The sequence below is a fragment of the Pirellulales bacterium genome (assembly GCA_035499655.1).
Classification (GTDB): Bacteria; Planctomycetota; Planctomycetia; order Pirellulales; family JADZDJ01; genus DATJYL01.
Genome location: DATJYL010000095.1, coordinates 1 through 17659, shown reverse-complemented (window position 1 = coordinate 17659; position 17659 = coordinate 1). Strand labels below are relative to the sequence as shown.

The 17659-nt window shown below is 59.9% G+C and carries 14 protein-coding genes; 9 read left to right on the top strand and 5 right to left on the bottom strand.

The features are described 5' to 3' along the window. The first annotated feature begins 31 nt into the window (after nt 1-31). The 4 genes from VMJ32_06760 (at nt 32) to VMJ32_06745 (ending at nt 5165) form a co-directional block, all read left to right on the top strand. Nucleotides 32-1771 carry a Gfo/Idh/MocA family oxidoreductase gene (locus tag VMJ32_06760; GenBank protein HTQ38709.1) on the top strand — a complete coding sequence of 580 codons (1740 nt, stop codon included), beginning with the start codon at nt 32-34 and terminating at the stop codon, nt 1769-1771. Nucleotides 1772-2006: 235 nt separating this feature from the next. Next, nucleotides 2007-2876 carry a PDZ domain-containing protein gene (locus tag VMJ32_06755; protein HTQ38708.1) on the top strand — a complete coding sequence of 290 codons (870 nt, stop codon included), beginning with the start codon at nt 2007-2009 and terminating at the stop codon, nt 2874-2876. Nucleotides 2877-3061: 185 nt separating this feature from the next. Next, nucleotides 3062-3727 carry a DUF6690 family protein gene (locus tag VMJ32_06750; GenBank protein ID HTQ38707.1) on the top strand — a complete coding sequence of 222 codons (666 nt, stop codon included), beginning with the start codon at nt 3062-3064 and terminating at the stop codon, nt 3725-3727. A gap of 136 nt (nt 3728-3863) precedes the next feature. Further along, complete coding sequence (locus VMJ32_06745; GenBank protein ID HTQ38706.1) at nt 3864-5165, top strand: DUF3754 domain-containing protein; 1302 nt, start codon at nt 3864-3866, stop codon at nt 5163-5165. Nucleotides 5166-5237: 72 nt separating this feature from the next. Here the strand turns inward: VMJ32_06745 and VMJ32_06740 are convergent, their stop codons facing one another. Further along, entirely contained in the window at nt 5238-6524 is a 1287-nt protein-coding gene (locus VMJ32_06740) for a PDZ domain-containing protein (protein HTQ38705.1), read from the bottom strand. A 202-nt stretch (nt 6525-6726) separates the two neighbouring features. Here VMJ32_06740 and VMJ32_06735 point away from each other — a divergent pair, with 202 nt between their 5' ends. Together VMJ32_06735 and VMJ32_06730 are read left to right on the top strand one after the other, a co-directional pair. Beyond that, entirely contained in the window at nt 6727-7713 is a 987-nt protein-coding gene (locus tag VMJ32_06735) for a GNAT family N-acetyltransferase (protein ID HTQ38704.1), read from the top strand. 504 nt (nt 7714-8217) lie between these two features. Further along, nucleotides 8218-9789 carry a DnaA/Hda family protein gene (locus tag VMJ32_06730; GenBank protein ID HTQ38703.1) on the top strand — a complete coding sequence of 524 codons (1572 nt, stop codon included), beginning with the start codon at nt 8218-8220 and terminating at the stop codon, nt 9787-9789. 42 nt (nt 9790-9831) lie between these two features. Here VMJ32_06730 and VMJ32_06725 read toward each other — a convergent pair whose 3' ends face one another. From VMJ32_06725 to VMJ32_06715, 3 genes are all read right to left on the bottom strand, one after another. Next, nucleotides 9832-10947 carry a DUF1570 domain-containing protein gene (locus tag VMJ32_06725; GenBank protein ID HTQ38702.1) on the bottom strand — a complete coding sequence of 372 codons (1116 nt, stop codon included), beginning with the start codon at nt 10945-10947 and terminating at the stop codon, nt 9832-9834. Nucleotides 10948-11156: 209 nt separating this feature from the next. Further along, a complete protein-coding gene (locus VMJ32_06720; protein HTQ38701.1) occupies nt 11157-12575 on the bottom strand; it encodes an SPFH domain-containing protein in 1419 nt (472 codons plus the stop codon). An 85-nt stretch (nt 12576-12660) separates the two neighbouring features. Then, complete coding sequence (locus tag VMJ32_06715; GenBank protein ID HTQ38700.1) at nt 12661-13170, bottom strand: hypothetical protein; 510 nt, start codon at nt 13168-13170, stop codon at nt 12661-12663. 336 nt (nt 13171-13506) lie between these two features. Between VMJ32_06715 and VMJ32_06710 the strand changes: the two genes are divergently transcribed. Then, nucleotides 13507-14211 carry a HEAT repeat domain-containing protein gene (locus tag VMJ32_06710; protein ID HTQ38699.1) on the top strand — a complete coding sequence of 235 codons (705 nt, stop codon included), beginning with the start codon at nt 13507-13509 and terminating at the stop codon, nt 14209-14211. A 360-nt stretch (nt 14212-14571) separates the two neighbouring features. On the opposite strand, the gene VMJ32_06705 is transcribed toward VMJ32_06710, so the two are convergent. Then, complete coding sequence (locus tag VMJ32_06705; protein ID HTQ38698.1) at nt 14572-14811, bottom strand: hypothetical protein; 240 nt, start codon at nt 14809-14811, stop codon at nt 14572-14574. A gap of 19 nt (nt 14812-14830) precedes the next feature. Between VMJ32_06705 and VMJ32_06700 the strand changes: the two genes are divergently transcribed. Beyond that, nucleotides 14831-16246, top strand: coding sequence for a hypothetical protein (locus VMJ32_06700; protein HTQ38697.1), 1416 nt, complete (start codon nt 14831-14833; stop codon nt 16244-16246). A gap of 144 nt (nt 16247-16390) precedes the next feature. Further along, nucleotides 16391-17488: a trypsin-like peptidase domain-containing protein gene (locus VMJ32_06695; GenBank protein HTQ38696.1), complete on the top strand. Its 1098-nt coding sequence runs from the start codon at nt 16391-16393 to the stop codon at nt 17486-17488. Nucleotides 17489-17659: the final 171 nt, after the last annotated feature.

The window sequence follows — 17659 nt, the reverse complement described above, 5'->3', positions numbered from 1 at the left end:
ACCACCAGACCACCACACTCCCCTTCCTCCCATGAACAGCCTGACTCCTGAAGAACGTGCCCTGGGCAAAGAAAACTTCCAAGCCGCTATCGGCAGCGAGCTGACCCGCCGCGAATTTCTGCTGGGCACCGTCGCCGCCGGCGTGGTTTCCGGCGCGGGCTTGGGCGCCATGTACTTCAAATACACCAAGGTCGACAAGCCGCTGCGCATCGGATTTTTGGGCACTGGCGACGAAGGGGGCGTCCTGCTGGGTTCGCTCACGCCTGATTACATCGAAGTTGCCGCCATCGCCGATATTCGACCCTACAACGTGCATCGCGCTTTTCACGGCGATTGCTCCAGCCCCAACGCGCAAAAGGTTCGCACCGGCCTCATCTCCAAATACGGCTGGAGCTCCGAAGACGTGGCCAAGCAAAACGTCAAAGTATACGGCGATTACAAAGACCTCATCGCCGATAAAGATAAACTCGGCATCGAGGCCGTCATCATCGCCTTGCCGCTGCACTTGCACGCGCCGGCGGCCATCTTGGCCATGAACTCCGGCCTGCACGTGCTCACCGAAAAACTGATGGGGCACAGCATCGCCAACTGCAAGGAAATGGGCCGCGTCTCGCAGCAAACCAATAAAATTTTGGCCACCGGACATCAACGGCACTACAGCATCTTGTACGACAACGCCGTCGATACCATCCGCCGCGGACTCATTGGCGAAGTCCACTCCATCCGCGCCCAATGGCACCGCGGCAACTTGCCCGGTCACGATAGTTGGCAACCGCCGCTGCCGGGCGATCCGCACTTGGCCAGCGATCTGAAAGATTTGCAAAACCAACTGAAGACCGGCAAGTCCAAAGACGGCACAACGCTTTCCGGAAAAGATTTGGAGCAGTTGGGCAAGCGCCTCGACCAAACCGCGGCCCAAATTGCTGATATCTCCGACGCCCAAGCCCTTAGCCACGGCTACCAGGCCAAAACGCTCCCCAACGGTTATAACCGCAGCGCCTTGGAAGAACTCATCCGCTGGCGATTGTGGGAGCGCACCGGCGGCGGACTCATGGCCGAATTGGGCAGCCATCAACTCGATGCCTCCGGCATCTTTATCAGTGCCATGGGACCGGAAGGGGGCAAAGCGCTCCCCCTCACGGTGCAAGCCGTCGGCGGCCGTTCGCTCTTCCCCATGGACCGGGAATGCGAAGACCACGTCTACTGCATGTACGAATTCCCCGCGCCCGGCTATTACCAGGAAGGCAGCAAAACCGAAGTCAAAGATCCCAACCGCAAAATCGTGGTCACCTACTCCTCGATCAACGGTAACGGCTTCGGCGATTATGGCGAAGTCGTGCTGGGCACCAAAGGCACCCTCATTTTGGACCGCGAACAGGAAGTCATGCTCTACAAAAACAGCGACACCAAAACCAGTGTCGGCGTCGTAAAAGCCAAAGACGGCGCTCCCGCGCTCGACACCACCGCCAGCGGCGGCGCCGCAGCGGCCGTCGGCAAATTGGCCCTGGGCGAAGGCCCCCCCAGCCGCGGTTACACCGAGGAAATCGAGCACTGGGCCTGGTGCATCCGCCATCCCGATCCCATGAACCAGCCCAAGTGCGGTCCCAAGGTGGCGCTGGGCGATGCCGCAATCGCGCTCACCACCAACGTCGCCCTCCGCAGCCCTGCCGAAAAATCACGCATCGAGTACCAGCACGAATGGTTCGATCTCGACCGCGACGAAACCCCCGACGGCTCCAAAATCGACATGAGCCAATACAGCTCGGCCTGAGCATAATCTCTACTTGCTTAGTGGGCGTGTCTTCTGCTGACCGTAGGCGCAGCGCCAGAAACCCATCGATCCTACTTTGTCGTCCCGGCGCGGTTCCCTCTCAGCCCACACAATCTGCACGATCGGCTTCGCCCTGTTGCGTTCCCGCAACATGGCCGATAGGCACGCGCCGCAAGCTATGTTTGGGCTAGATACCAACCCATTCATACCTAATGCATTTTCAGAAAGCCGCCTCATGAACATCGCTCATTACTTCAAATCGACCATCGCCTGGGCCACTATCGTCGCAGCGACGACTTACTTCGCGAATCCACGAACCAGCTATGCCCGAGGCGGACACGGCGGCCATGAAGGCGAACATCACGAGGCCGAGCATCACGAAGCCGAACACCACGAAGAACATCGCGACGCCAACCCCGAAGACGCCCAGCGCCGCGAAGCCGAACACCACCCCAACGAAAATCACAATGCCGAGCACCATCCGTTCCAGCCCACCCCGCAACACCTAGCCAATCACGATTTGAATCATCACGACGATCATCCTTGGAACCATCACCACCACGATTGGCAGTATGCCGGCTGGGGTTGGAACCCGGGTTTTTGGGGTGGCGTCGGCGTCGGTTACGTCGGCGCAAATTACCTGGGCGGCTGGGGCGGGAACACCTACATCGACAACGGCACACCCGTCGCAACAAACGATAACTCCACGCCCGCTTCCGATAACGCCAACGGGATCGATAACAACATCGCCAGCGGAAACAATTCCAATCAGGTTGCCGATTCCTCGCAAAAATACCCGGTCGATGTCTGGCCGGAATTGGGTATCAGCACCTACTCCGGCGAGTACAACAACACCCGCGGATTGGTGGTCGTCAATGTCACGCCCGAAAGCGCCGCCGAAAAAGCCGGCTTGGCTCCCGGCGATGTCATTTTGAATTTCGACGGCAAAGCCACCCCCGATGAAGAAGCCCTCGACTCAATTCTCGATTCCGCACACGGCGGCTTCAAGCTGCTGGTTATGGACGCCCACACAGGCAATACCAGTGTTATCAACGGCTCGCTCGGCAGCGGCGCTGGGGCCGGCGGCGAAAAAAACCCCGGCTGATCGCGTTAAAAAACTGCTGAATTCAGCCGGCCGTAACAATCGCGATCACGGCGCAAACTTGACATGTGGCGCCAGCGGCGACATGGCTGCGGTGCTCCATTTACGTCCAGCCGTCCCGCCGGTCGATGCCACGATACGGGTCAACTCAGTCAGGCTGCAGCCTGATCTCCTGTATCGAGGCGCCCATGTTCCGTCGCGGTTTTCTAACATTGGTCGTTTTGGGCGCCGCCGTCGGCGTGCCTTACGCGGCCAGTAATTGGTCAAAGCTCAAAGCCAGCGTGTTTGGCGACACGAGCGCAAATTCGTCGACCGGCACGTTGCAGCCCATTTCCGCCAACGATTTCCCGTCGCAACTACCCGGCGCCACGCCTGCCGGCGTTCCGCTGGTGCCCGGAATTAATCCGCAAATCGATGAGCTGCCCCTGGTCGATTTGCCCGACGCCTTCCGCTGGGATGTCACGCCGCAATGGGTCATGTCGCGCTGGCCGCGAGTTTCGTCCGGCCTGCCCGGCGACAACCTGCAAGGCCTGCGCGTGGCGCTCATCAGCGGCTTGCGCATGGACGACGTGGCCGGCTCGCTCACCTATTACTTCAACGCCTCTCAAAAGTGCGCCAAAATTACGTTCTCCGGCACCACCGGCGATCCGCAGCGGCTAACGGCCCTGCTGGTCGATCGCTACGGCTTCAAACCCTTCACCAGCACCGATCCCGGCATGGTGCAGTACCAAATCCGCTGGAACGGCGCTCCCACCAGCACCCTAACCGTGCGCCCTGCGGCCATCGTCCGCACTTCTTCTCCCCTGGAACGCTACCTCGTGCAAATCAGCATCACCGACCCGGCCGTGAAGTAAGCGGCATCTCCAAGCCGACGACTTGTCGTCGGTTACGATGCCGGCGGGCATGAATTGCCCCCGTTGCGGTGCTAGCACTCTAAGCTCCGGCCGGTGCTTCTTGAGAATGCCCGCCCCTTCTGTCGAAACAACTGGTATGGACTACTTCACCGATAAAATGGCCCCGGCCAAAGCGGTTGCCGATCCGGCGGACCGCGAACACTTTATCCCCTGGCGTAAGGCGGAAGTCATTGACCGCCTCTGTTCCGAGCCCGGGCTGTTGCCCGCCGAGCAATCCGGCTTTCGGCAATTCTGCACCCTGCTCGATGCCACGCTGCATTTCGAATATCTGACCCATTTCGAAAATCTGAAAAGTGCCTACGCTCCGTTCGATCCCGACGCCGACACCGTTCACTTGACCGAACTAAGCGACGCGCAGCGCCAAACCCAAATGGATTTGCTCTTCGAACGGTTCCAGTGGCTCCTGGAACGGGCCAACTTTCGGAAGCTAACCCATCACGATTTAGATCAGGCCTTGAACTCCGTCAGCCATCACGGGCTCAGCCTGGAAGTCGATTTCGATTTCTTCGATCGCTTGGAATTGTTCAGCCGCGGCGAAATTTTGCAGCCGCAGCAATACCGCAATTGGAAACGGCTTTACCGCTGGGAAGAAGCGCAAGTTCCCACATTCCAGCGGCTCGTCCTCATCTTTCATCTGCGCCCCGGAAAGCACCGCACCCGTAACTTCGACACCCACGACGTGTTCATCAAGCTATTCAAAGATATTCCCAAGCCCGATCTGGAAATGCTCCTGCCCGGCACGCGGGTGAAAATGTCGCTCAAGGACCGCATCAAAATCATCACGCCAACCGCCTCGGGCGTGGCCGTTTCAATTTACAAAGCCCTCAAGGGGGCCTTACTGGCCGCCGCGGCGGGAGTGTATGGCATTCTGGCAGTGTTGGGCGTCACCTGCGGCTACGGCATGAAATCGTTCCACGGCTACCTGCAAACCAAGCAAAAATATCAACTCAATCTGACCGAAAGTCTGTACTACCAAAACCTCGACAATAATGCCGGCGTGTTGTCCCGGCTGTTGGACGAAGCCGAAGAACAGGAAAATCGCGAAGCCGTGCTGGCCTATTATTTCCTCTGGCGAAATCTCGATGTCCGCGGTTCCACCGCCGACGAGTTAGGCTGGAAAAACCGCGCCGCATCAATAAACTTTCCCGCCCGCGGCTTCACCGCCGAAGAACTCGATCAGCGCATCGAGCAATTCCTCAGCGATTGCCTGGGCCGCCCAATCGATTTCGAAGTCGACGACGCCCTGGCCAAGCTGCTCCGCCTCAATTTAGTGCGCGAAGTCGTCCCCGGCCGCTTTGTTGCCTTACCGCTGACCGAGGCTCTGGAAAAGCTGGATTACGCCTGGGATAACTACTTCCCCTACAACAAAGCAGCCTGACCCAGCCAGGCGATCCCAGCTGCGGCCCAAAGTTTTCCCCGCAGCGATTTCAAAGTATCGTGTTGGCCATCCTTACGTCCCTTTCGGCGGGCCATTTTGTTGTTGCTGCAGTTGCCCTTGCAACTCTTGCACTTTCTGCTCCAGCTCTTGCACCCGGCGCTCTAGCGCTTCAATCCGCTGGGCATCCGTCTGCCCCGCTTGCGCGTCGGAGGAATGCGGTGGCGCATCCAATGGCCGGGGCGGTGCATCTAATGGACGCGGCTGTGCATCGATAGGCCGTGGAGAAACATCCTCGGGGTGCGCAATATCGACCGCGCCGGGCAGGCTCCCATACCCTCGTTGCGCTTTATTCTCAAGCATTTGTTGGCCCGGCACGGGCGGTGGCGGCAGCGGCAATTGCGTTTGCGCTTGCGGCAGTGTCGGCACTGGCGCCGGCATCGTCTGCGCATAATTCATTCCAAATCCCGCGCCCGCCGATGCCAGCGTGATTTTCGCACTCATTGGTTTGCCGTTGTACATATACGTCAGTTCCACCTCGCTTCCCGCCCCTGCCCGCGCCAGCAGCGCGGACAAATCGTTTGGCGTCCCCACGGCCATGCCGTTCACCGCCGTGATCACGCTGTCCAATGGAATATTCGCTTTTTCAGCCGGCGATCCCAGCGTGCGAGCCATCACGTGCGCCCCGGCGGTGGACGACAAACCCAAACGCATTTGGTCCTGCGGCGTCACCGGCAGCGTGCGAACGCCCAATAGCGGTCGCCCCGGCGCTGCGAACAAACCGGCCCCCATCCGCGGCGCGGCCATCCCGCCAGGCATCGAAGGCGAAGCCGAACTCGGCGCATACGCATTGCCCGCCGATGGATTTCCTCCCCCCGGCATTTGGTCATTGGCGGATTGGCTCCCGGGTTCTGCCGGCTCATCGGGAATGCGACCAAATTGGAACCGCCTTTGATCCGGCGGCGGACGACGTCCCAGCGTGACCTCCACTTCCTGCGCCGCGCCCTGTCGCTGCACTTGGATCTTCACTTGCGCGCCGGCCGGCATTGTGCCGAGAATACTTTTCAAATCGTCCAGCGAATGCGTGGCCTGTCCGTTAATGGCGGTAATTAAATCGTCGGCCTGCAAGCCTCCTTTGGCAGCCGGGCTGTCTGGATCCACATCTTTCACACGAATTCCGCCGCCGTGTTCCTGCCGATCATCCGCCACCATGCCCAAATAGCCAGGCTCTGCGCCGGCCTGTGGAGCACTGGGCGTTGGCAATTCCGGCGGCCGCATTGGCTGCGCCCGAGTATCCATCGCCATCAATAGCACGGCGGCAACAAACAGGCACACACGGTTCAAAAAGCGAATACAAAACATGGTATCGCTCCTTAACTTGAATGAAGCCCCCGCTGTCGCAATCTTCGACCTCGTACTACAACCCAACCCTATTTCCATTGCGAAGCCGAATATCCCCCGTCATTATACATTCTCCCCCTCAAAGCCGAGCCGCAACAACCACCCTGGAATTGTATTCCCCGTTCTGCGGTTTTTCTGCCTTCATATTCCCAACCAAACCGCCATGTCCGACCCACCTGCCACTCCCTTAAACATCAGTCTTGCCGTTTCATCCGAATGGCCAGTGGCCTTGCAACTGCTGTTCAACCGATTGGACGAAATAGCCCGCCCGTTGCAAATCGCCGCGGCAATCGAAGAACTCCAGCGCACCACCGGCGAAGCGCAACCGCTTTTCGTCGCTCGGCGCGGCCCTGCGCTGGTGGCCGCCATTTGGATGCATTTGATGCCCGGACGTGTGGCTTCGCTCTGGCCGCCCGGAATAGCCCCAGGAGAGCCGGCTGCCACAGCCACCCCGTTAATCGATTTTGCCACAGCGAAAGCCGCTGAAGCCGACATCCGGCTAATCCAGGCCCTAACTGATACCGATACCGGGCCGCAAGCCGACTGGCTGCGTCAATCTGGTTTCAAATACACGGCCGATTTGTTGTATTTGGTGAGTTTGAGCGAAAAATTTCCACACGTTCCGCCCCACACTGAATTGATCTTAGAACCACTTAGTGAAACTGCCGAAACCACCGTCTCCGGCGCCCAAATGGCCCGCTTGGCTGCCATCGTTCAGCGGACCTACGTAAACACGCAAGATTGCCCCACCATCCACGGCCTGCGATCTGTGGACGACGTGTTAGCAACTTACAGATCCGTGGGAACTTTCAATCCGGCGCAGTGGTTTTTTGTTCGTCATCAACTTCGCGATGTCGGCTGCGTGTTACTGGCCAATCATCCGCAACATCGCCACTGCGAATTGGTGTACATGGGCCTTGTTCCCGAAGCCCGAGGTCACGGCTGGGGACTGGAAATCGTGCGTTATGCCCAGTGGGTGGCCGCAAATTCGAATTTCGGCGAAGGAACCCCCGGCGAAAGCTCCACGCAGCGCATGGTGTTGGCTGTCGATGCCGCAAATTCTCCAGCAATTTCGCTGTATGCCGCCGCCGACTTCGAAACCTGGGACCGCCGCAGCGTATTTTTGCGGGAAATTCCCGCGAAAAACTGAACGCGCGAACTCACCGCCGCGAAATCATGCGAACATTTTTTCCGTTGGCAAAATCGTTCAAACAGTTTTTCCACGCCGCGCGCTGCCGCGCGAAAATTTTTTTTAACCGCCGCTTACAATCCGCGCGGCAAATTTCTCGGCGAATTCACCCTTCCCCCGCACGCTCCAAAAAAAATTGTTCACAATTGTTAGCGGGTGGTTTGACAGCATCGCTAGCGAAAGTACAATCGGCCACTTTGGGTGACACAACAACACGCTTCACACGGCGAAAAAACCGCGATTCGTCGATCATTTTTCCCCACTGACTTGCTTGCCTGAATCACTTGGCCCGGCACATGACGGCCGGAATTTGCACCAGCGATTTTTGGCAAGCCGGTAGCGAAAATGGTTCGGCGTCACGCGCCGCTGTGAGCCTCACGCTTCGCTCCCGGCAGATCAACCATCACCGCCCTCACGGTGCGATTGCGGTAGGCGTGCGCGCACAATTCGGTTCAGGAATCGACCATGAGCAAGGATGTTTTGTCGACGGTGTTGACTTTGCTCGTCGAACAGATTGGTCGTGAACGCTTCGAGCTCTGGTTCAGCGCCAACACCCGCCTCACGTTCGACGACAACACGTTGCTGGTGGAAGCCTCCACCCAGTTTTTGCAAGATTGGCTGCGCCAGCATTACCGCGGTATGCTGGAAACCGCTTGCCGCGAAGCCCTGGCTGGCGATGGCGCGGCAAATCACAGCCGACCCGGCGATCTGGCTAGAGTGGAGTTTCGCCTGAATCAATCCTTGGCCGCCAATACCGCAACTTGTAACGGCGGCGCCGCACATTCAACTTCGCAGCCCCATCGCCGCACAAATTCCGCAGTCCATGCTTCCGTCGCTTCCTGCCCCAAACCCGCACCAACTGCAAAGCTCGAGTCCATAAATCCCCTACTCCCTCCAGCCGCGGAACATTCTGCCCCAATTCATCGCGCCCCAATGGGATGTACTCAGCCCCCGCCCCTCAACGGCAAACATCCCCTCCCGGACACCGAGCCCCTCCCCCGCCGCCGCTTTGCCACGCTCTCCGCCTTTGTCGTGGGCACGGCCAACCGCCTGGCGCACGCCTCGGCCCAAATGATTGCCGACCGCCCCGGTTCGCTCAATCCGCTGTTCTTGTACGGACCGCACGGCTCCGGCAAAACGCATTTGCTGGAAGGCATTTGGACGGCCGCCCGTACCCAAACCCGCGGCCTGAATTGTGTTTATCTTTCGGCCGAGCAATTCACCACGTTTTACGTGGTCGCGGCCCGCGGAGGGGGCATGCCCAGCTTTCGCCGCAAATATCGCAGCGTCGATCTGCTGTTGATCGACGATTTGCAATTCCTGGCCGGAAAAAAAGGCTCCTTGGTGGAATTGCTGCACACCATCGATACCGCCCTGCGAGACGGCCGCCAATTGGTGTTTGCCGCCGACCGAGCCCCGGCCGAATTAACCGGCCTCGGAACCGAACTCAGCACTCGCTTGGCCGGCGGCATGGTCTGTTCCCTCGAACCGCCCGATCAGCAAATGCGCTTCTCGCTGGTGCACGAATTTGCCCGTCGATTGGGAATCGAACTGCCTGCCGACGTCGCCGAATTCGTCGCCGCACAAGTCACTGCCGGGGCTCGGGAACTTTCCGGTGCGGTCAATCGGCTGCATGCCGTAAGCCGCATGCTGCTGTCCCCCATCGATCGCCCCTTCGCCGAAGATGCTTTGGCCGATCTCCTCCGCCACGCCGGCCGTCCGGTCTGTCTGGCCGATATCGAACAGGCCGTCTGCGACGTGTTCAGTTTGCCCAAGGAAAGTTTGCAATCTCAGCGACGCGCCAGACAAGTCAGCGCCGCCCGGATGCTGGCCATGTGGCTGGCCCGAAAATACACCCGCGCCGGCCTTTCTGAAATCGGCCAATACTTCGGCCGTCGCAGCCATAGCACCGTCATCTCGGCAAGCAAACGCGTGACCGATTGGATCGACGGCCAATCGGAAATCGAACTGTCCCACGCCCGCTGCAAAGTGGACGAAGCCCTCCGCCGCGTCGAAGCACAACTCCGCACAGGTTAAAAAATCAATGGTAGTAGGAGGCGAATCCCTTCGCCGATCCAGTCATTTCACCCGCGACATGTACCGCACAAATTCAGCATCCAGCGTCGCCAAATCGGGCCCGAACGCCGCCTTAAACTCCTTCAGCCGCACATCCGGGCCGTCCCACCACAGCGGCGCTTTCTCGCACAATCGCTGCAAATAAGCTTCGTACTCTGTAGCATGCTGCCGCAGCAAAAAATAATTCAGCGCCCAGGCTTCGGCGTACGCATCCAGTGCCTGTTGGGCATCGCGGCTACGAAAGCGCTTGTCGTCGGCGATCAGCGTTTGGAGCGAATCGGCTGGCCGCCGCAACAGATACGATTGAAACCGCTCCAGCCGCGGAGGGTTCATTTCCCCAATCGTCCGCCAGCCCTTGCCGTAACCCAGATCGGGCGTTTCAAAGTACATGGCCAGCCCTTCGCACACCCACAGCGGAATATCGGCAAACCGCTGCTGCAGCCCGCAGTTGAATGCAATTTGATGCGTGGCCTCGTGAATCACCGTGGCCACCATCATCGTGGCTTCCGGCCGCGACAGTAAATCGTTCACCTCGGCCGTATCCAATCGCTTATTGTCGCCGGCCTGATGCAGCGATTCCGCGCCGGTCAAATCGTACGTTTTCACCCGATTGGTTTGCAGGCTGTAAAAACCGATTACCCGGTTGGCGTTGCCCTGCAATTCGTCGGCCGATTGCCGGGCATAGGTTTGCCGATCGGCATAAATCAGCACCACCAGCGGCATTTCCGGCTCATGCAGTTTGAAGCCACGATGCGTCCAAAAGCTGGTAAACGACGAATACAATCGCTCGAACAACGCGCTACACCACAGCGCGTATCCGCGCGACGTGTTGAAAAAAATCAAATAATGGGCCGTCTTCACCGTGTCGAACCCCGGCGGCAAGTCGGCCAGCATTTGCTTTTTCAACTGCTCGGCCGAAAGCGGCACAAACGGCTTGTCGTCGCGCTCGTGATCGACAATCTCCGCCGGCAAAATGTTCCACAGTTTGCCATCGGCTGTTTGCAGCATCACGCCGCCGTCTTGCGCCGTCACCACCGCCTTGCCGGAAAGATGCGTGGTTTCGCCGTCACGCCGCATGGTAATTTGGTCCAAAGACCAGGCCACCACATCGCACGACAACAGCCACCCGCCGCCCAGCACAGCGCAAGAACAAAAAATCCGGCACAAAGAAATTCGCCGCGACGTCATATCTCTATGATAATCCAGCGGCGCGCACCCCGGAATCCGAACTGCTCATGCATTTCCTTCCGACTTGCCCAGCGAGCAACTGCTCAATTAGCCGCTGGGCTTGCCTAGCGGCGCTTTGCGAACGGCTTGAATTGGCCTTTCTAATTCGCGTCGCCGCCGGAAAGCCTTTCTTCCACTTTGTCCGCCTGCCAGGCGATGGCCGATATCACCTTCGTCACCGCCAGCGGTTCCGCCGTGGCCGTGAGTTGATTGGCCCGCATCACAATCACGTCGCCCGCCGGCGAAGGCTCCACCGCAAAGGCGCCGTGCACCATTTGCGTGTTGAATTTGAGCAGTTCCATCGCATTCTGGCTGGTCGCTGGACCGCACACCGAGCTGAACGCCAGCATCGAGTTCCCTTCGGAGTCCTTCGCGTCGAACTGTACGTTCACTTTTTGCTTTCGCAGCGGGCCAATCGGCACCACAATTTGCCATTGGCCGTCCCCTTCGGTGACCTGCCAGCCGGACGATTGCGCCACGCTGCGCACCAATTGCTTGGGATCAGCCACCATCGATTGCGCAGCAGGCCCCGCGGCAGCCGCTGCCATTCTCGATGCGCCCGCTCCCATGCCCGCCGCGCCGGCAGGCGTACCCGGCTGAGGAGGATAAGGTTGTCCCTGCATCATCGGATTTCCCACTCCCGGCACTCCCTGCGGATTCTGCTGCATCCCCTGCATCGCTTGCTGCAGCATGCCGGGGAACATCATGCCGAATCCGGCCCCCATGCCCATGCCCATCGCCCCGGCGCCGATGTTGCCGCCCCCCTGCTTGGCCAGTTCCGCCATGCTGTTGGCCGCTTGATACATCGTAAACGCTTGCAATCCACCCAGCGCCCCGATGCGGCTGCGCGCGTTGATCGCCTCTTGCACATCGTCCGGCGGTGTAATGGCGTTGATGATGAAGTCGACCAACTCCAGCCCATATTTGCCGAAATCGTCCGCCACTTTCGCCTTAGTGCCGGCTTCGATTTCATTCCCCTTGGCCTGCAGATCGAACACGCCCAACCCCAGCGAACCCAGCAAATCGCGCAACCGCGAAACAATCACGTCCTTCAAAAACGACGCTACTTGCTCGCTGGTGTATTTGCCTTGCGTGCCCACCAAGGTATTCAACAGCAATGGCGAATCGACAATCCGGAACGAGTATTTTCCGTTGGCCCGCAATTGCACCATGCCGCCAAATTCCGCATCGCGCAGCGGAATCGGTTGCGGCGTCCCCCATTTCTGATCCAAAAAAGTCTGCTTGCCGAAAAAGTACACCGACGCCTGAAACGGTGATTTTTCCCACGGTATGGTCAAAATCCGCGTAATCAGCGGCACGTTTTGCGTGGTCAGTGTGTGCCGGCCCGGGCTAAAGCAATCCAGCGCTTTGCCGTCGCGGAAAAAAACGGCTTCCTGATTTTGCTGCACGATCAGCTGCGCGCCGTATTTAATGTCGGCCGAGCCTTCTTCCGGCACGCGCTGCACCAGCGACGCGCCGCTGTCGTCAAAAAACTGAATAACTTCCAGGCGAAGAGACATGGTGGATGCGGGGGTGAGAGGTGAAGGTGAATCCTAATCGGCGAACTAATTCCAATGATCATCCATCCGCTTGCGGTTTAGCAAATCATTCTAATCCCCGGAGCACATCTTGCCGCTGATCAATCGCCTGCTCCACCTGCCCCAATTGATCGTTCAAAGCCGGAAGCGGCGCGGGGGTGTCGGCCGTGGCGGTAGCCAGCTTGTCGATTGCCGCCGCCAGCGTCTCCACCGCATCCATCGTTTTTACATCTTGCTGATACACCCGGTCCAGAAGCGCCTCGTTCACTTGCACCAAATCGAAAAATCCGCTGTAGCCTTGCATCGCGCCGCGCAACCGGCTGATGGTCTTATCCAGCCGCGACTTAAAATGATCCAACGGCGCCAGCCCATCCAGCTTTTTGGCGTCGACCAATGCCCGGCCGTAGGCATCCAGCGCCGGCTTGGATCGCTGCAGCCGGTCTGCCAGCCAACTGCGCTGCAAGGCATCGCTGTCCCGGCGGTATTCTTTTTCCAAATACCCTTTGAAGCCGGGGATGCGCCGCAAAATGCTTTCGATCCAACCCCGGCTTTGGGCATGTTCGCGCGGTTCAGGCATGACGACACCTTAAAATCTGTGCTTTCACGCAAAGACTGCTCCCACACGCAATTCGTTACAGCCGGCCACTTCTTGGTCCCCAAACCTGGGCAACGCCAAAATTGCTAGCAATACCGCCCGATTTGTGTCGCCCGCCGCGTTGCGTCGCTTCGCCCCCTTGCGGCGCTGCAACATCATACCAGCCCGCCCACTCCCCGTGCAAACTCCCGCCCAGAAACGTCTTGGCCTGCCATCCCGCTTTCGCTATAGTTCGCCCCGCTTATCGGCCCCTCGTCTGCGCCGGGCCAATGTCTAGTCGTGTTGGCAGAGCACTCGTTTTACCTCAATAGATCGTTCATGAGCCGCACATTTTCCGGCCGCACTCGGTCTGCGCTAATTAGCGCGTTGCTCGCCGCTGCGCTATGCTTGCCTGGCTGCGCCAAGCGATTCGGCGGCGCCTGGCCGTTTGGCGAAGATCAAACCGCGGAACTCAAAAAATACGGCCCCGTCCCGGTGCAACGCATTACCGCCCTCCAGGAGCGCGCAAAAAAAATCGCCAAGGCTAAGCCCGAAGAACAAGAAGCCTTTGCCGCCGAAATGGCCCGCCTCATGCCCAACGAGACCGATTTCAACGTCCGCATGGCCGTCATCAGCATCATGGGCCACATGAACACCCCTTCGGCCAACGCCATCTTGTACGCCGGCGTCAAAGATCCGGAATCCGAAATTCGCATCGCTTGTTGCAACGCCTGGGGCAAGCGCCCCAGTCCACAAGCCACGCACATGCTGGCCGAAACCATGTCCGGCGATACCGATTTGGATGTCCGCCTCGCCGCCGCCAAAGCGCTTTCCACCGCCGGCGATAAAGAAGCCGTCGCCGCGCTGGGTCGAGCCTTGGACGATTCCGATCCCGCCCTGCAGCACTGCGCCGTAGACAGTCTGAAAAAAGTGACCGGCAAGGACTTGGGCAACGATGTCAACGCCTGGCGGCAATTGGCCCAACAGCCCGATCCACCCCTCCACGCCACCTCCGTCGCCAGCCGCTTGAAGCAAATCTTCTAATGGCCCCTGTCTTCTAATGGCACCTGATGACGGCCCCTTTCCTCGCGGTGGTTGCCGCCTGGCAAATTCTGCCGATTACGCCCTCTTTCTCGTTGGCAAACGTTGACGATTATGCCTTCGGCGGCCAAGCCGCTGCGACCCGGCGAACTCCATGCATCGCACCGCATGTGACGCTCATTCCATTCGTGCCGACCATACGCTGTCGCCGTCAAAACTTTTCTCTCCCAGTCCGATACTCTACACGGACTTGTTGTTAGCGGCGGCACGATCGGGGTAGGCGGCCCCGGCAAATCCTCGGCTAAATCCTCGGCGCACGGCGGCAAACCCGCTCACCACCCGCGCCGCACCACCAAATTTTACCTATTCCGGAGATTCCGCCACCATGCTTTCGTTTGCGTCCCCGGGAATTCGGTCGGCGTTGAGTTTGTCGATTATGCTGGCGCTGGTGCCCGCGGCGTCGGTTCGCGCTGCTGACTCGGTGACGTACTCGCCCACCACAGATTCTTCTCTCCCCTCTACCTCCGCGATGGCGCCGCCCGGCAACTCCGAATCTTCCGCTGCGGCCCCGACCAATTCGTCGGCCACCGGCGATCTCAGCATGGGGCACGACGGCAAACCCATGACCCCGGAAATCGCCGCCCTCGGAGAAAAAATCCGCCGCGTCCTGGCAACCTACGAAGCCAAGCATCTCAACGCCCGAGATAACAGCTGCTGGGAAGTAATGCACGGCCTCATCGCCTTCGGCCCCCGCACCGAAATTTACCGCGATGGCCCCGGCGGCGCCACCGTCAACGCCATCGGCTGGCTCTCCTGGGGCGCTCGTTGCCAAGGCCAACCGCTCATTGTCTTGCAAGATGGCCATCCCCACGGTTTGTACGGCGTTGGCCTGGAAGGGCACGACGGCCAGTTCCTGGCCATGCTCGCCCAGTGGCGCGTTCGTCCCGAAAGTCCCATGCACATCGGCGGCCAAGATTTCACCGTCGCCGATCTCATAGAGGAAGAAAAAGCCACTTGCCAAAGCGGCACCGAGCTGACTTTCAAGCTCATCGCCCTGGCTCATTACCTCCCCAGCGACGCCCAGTGGACCAGCCGCTACGGAGAGCACTGGGATATTCCCAAACTAATCAAAGCCGAAATCGAAGCCCCCATCCACGGCGCCACCTGCGGCGGTTCGCATCGCCTGCTGGGCATCGCCAACGCCGTGAAAGAACGTGCCAAGCAAGGCCAGCCCATCGACGGCCAATGGGCCCGCGCCGCCAAATACATCGCCGATTACCAACGCTATACCCTCGGCACCCTGCAAAACCCCGACGGTAGCTTCAGCACCGAATGGTTCAATTATCCCGCCGATCGTCCCGGCGACATCGACCGCAAGCTGCAAACCACCGGCCACATGCTGGAATTCATCGTCTGGTCGTTGCCCACCGATGATCTGCGCGATCCGCGCGTGCTCAGGGCCCTCAATTTTCTTTCCGACATACTGGAAGACAATTCCGAAAAATCGTGGAGCATCGGGCCGTTGGGGCACGCCTTGCACACCCTCATGGTGTATCACGAGCGAATGTACAACCAGCCTGCGCTGCCGCCGTTGCCCCTCACCGCCGCGGCGCCAACCAATGCCAGCGCCAACGCCCCGGCCCCGTCGCTCCTCCCCATCCAACCGCCTCCGACCATCGACAAGCATGACGACGCTAACCGGACGCTGCCTCAGTTACAGCGCACCGCCCAACAACCCATGCTGCTGCCTCCCGCTGACAAACCATCCGCGCCAAAAGAACTCACCTCCAAGGAACTCGCCGATCAATCCGACGGCTGCACCGATGCCGTCCCCTCGATGGCAGCCCATCTCTCCACGTTGCGATTAGCCATGCGCGACATCATTAGCGCACTCGCCCCGCCGGCCGGAACTTCGCTAACCGCCGCTCACCCAACCCCTGCCCCGTCACCCGTATCGCCCCAAGCGGCGCCTCGCCAGCCCGCCTTACCCACCGACGCCCCGTTCGATCGTCCCGCCACCTCCCAAGTCGGCCCGTAACGAATCGCTCAGTCATCGTCCGGCGGCTTGTCCCCCCTCGACATTCCGCAACATCCCCGGCCAAACTGGCCCTCGCTTGACGCGCTGCATAGCATTCCTTCGTAACCAGATTTCGATTTACGAAGTCCTACGGAGAATGCTCTCATGCGTGCCCGCGATCCCAATGCCGAACAACTACTGCGACTCATTCAGGCCGACGCCGGCGATAACACACCATCCTGCGGCCAAGGCTCAGCCCATGACGCTCTGCCCAACGCTGGCGGTTTAGCAGGCGCATCGCAAGGTGCGGCTACTTCGCGCGCAAACTCGGTCGTCGACGACGCCAACCTGCTCGACGCCTATTCCCAGGCCGTGGTCCGCGTGGTCGAAACGGTAGGCCGCGCCACCATCGGCGTCATGCCCCCCCGAGATGCTAAACAGGGCGGCCAAGGCTCCGGCTTTGTCATTACCCCCGACGGATACGCCCTGACCAACAGCCACGTAGTCGGCGCCCGCAGCAAGCTCACCGCCACGACCCACGAAGGCGATCGGCTCGATTGCGAAGTCATCGGCGACGACCCCGCCACCGATTTGGCCCTCATCCGCCTGGCCGCCCGCGATCTCCCCCTCTGCACGCTCGGCGATTCCGACGCCCTCCGCGTCGGCCAGCTTGTCATCGCCATCGGCAACCCGCTCGGCTTCGAATCCACTGTCTCCACCGGCGTTGTCAGCGCGCTGGGCCGCAGCATGCGCTCGCAGCATGGCCGCCTCATCGAAAGCGTCATTCAGCACACCGCTCCGCTCAATCCCGGCAACAGCGGCGGTCCGCTGGTCGACAGCCGCGGCCGCGTGGTCGGCGTGAACACCGCCGTGGTGTTCATGGCCCAAGGCTTGGGTTTCGCCGTCCCGGCCAACACTGCCCGGTGGGTCATCGGCGAGCTGATCACCCACGGCAAAGTGCGCCGCCCATTCCTGGGAATCTCCGCCTCCGTGGCCCCCATCGAGCGCCGCCTGGTGCGCGAATTGGATTTACTTTCCGATCGCGCCGTCGAAGTGGCCGCACTGGAACCCGGTGGCCCTGCCCAGCGCGCCGGCATCCAACCCGGCGATTTCATTGTCTCGGTCAACGACCGCCTAGTCAGCAGCGTGGACGATCTGCACCAACTCCTCTCGCGCCTGCCGGCCGACCAGCCCATCATCCTGTCGATCCTGCGCGGCACTCGCCTCCTGGAAATCCCCGTCCAGCCCGCACTCAGCCAGTGAACGATCTTTCTACGCGTGGCCCAAAATTCGCTTGTATTTTCTTTCCAAATCGGTACAGTGTACATTTGTTGCGTAACGTAAAACCTCGCAACATCCAGCCACGCCGTTTTCGGTCGGATGTTCCGTCCGCGGCCCGCTGGATCAAACCTCCGTGTTTCCACTGCTTGATGA

Coding starts and splice junctions, on each gene's coding strand:
- VMJ32_06695 (HTQ38696.1), top strand. CDS start 16,391: ATGCGTGCCCGCGATCCCAATGCCGAACAACTACTGCGACTCATTCAG.
- VMJ32_06750 (HTQ38707.1), top strand. CDS start 3,062: ATGTTCCGTCGCGGTTTTCTAACATTGGTCGTTTTGGGCGCCGCCGTC.
- VMJ32_06710 (HTQ38699.1), top strand. CDS start 13,507: ATGAGCCGCACATTTTCCGGCCGCACTCGGTCTGCGCTAATTAGCGCG.
- VMJ32_06735 (HTQ38704.1), top strand. CDS start 6,727: ATGTCCGACCCACCTGCCACTCCCTTAAACATCAGTCTTGCCGTTTCA.
- VMJ32_06755 (HTQ38708.1), top strand. CDS start 2,007: ATGAACATCGCTCATTACTTCAAATCGACCATCGCCTGGGCCACTATC.
- VMJ32_06740 (HTQ38705.1), bottom strand. CDS start 6,524: ATGTTTTGTATTCGCTTTTTGAACCGTGTGTGCCTGTTTGTTGCCGCC.
- VMJ32_06720 (HTQ38701.1), bottom strand. CDS start 12,575: ATGTCTCTTCGCCTGGAAGTTATTCAGTTTTTTGACGACAGCGGCGCG.
- VMJ32_06700 (HTQ38697.1), top strand. CDS start 14,831: ATGACCCCGGAAATCGCCGCCCTCGGAGAAAAAATCCGCCGCGTCCTG.
- VMJ32_06745 (HTQ38706.1), top strand. CDS start 3,864: ATGGACTACTTCACCGATAAAATGGCCCCGGCCAAAGCGGTTGCCGAT.
- VMJ32_06715 (HTQ38700.1), bottom strand. CDS start 13,170: ATGCCTGAACCGCGCGAACATGCCCAAAGCCGGGGTTGGATCGAAAGC.
- VMJ32_06730 (HTQ38703.1), top strand. CDS start 8,218: ATGAGCAAGGATGTTTTGTCGACGGTGTTGACTTTGCTCGTCGAACAG.
- VMJ32_06705 (HTQ38698.1), bottom strand. CDS start 14,811: ATGCTGAGATCGCCGGTGGCCGACGAATTGGTCGGGGCCGCAGCGGAA.
- VMJ32_06760 (HTQ38709.1), top strand. CDS start 32: ATGAACAGCCTGACTCCTGAAGAACGTGCCCTGGGCAAAGAAAACTTC.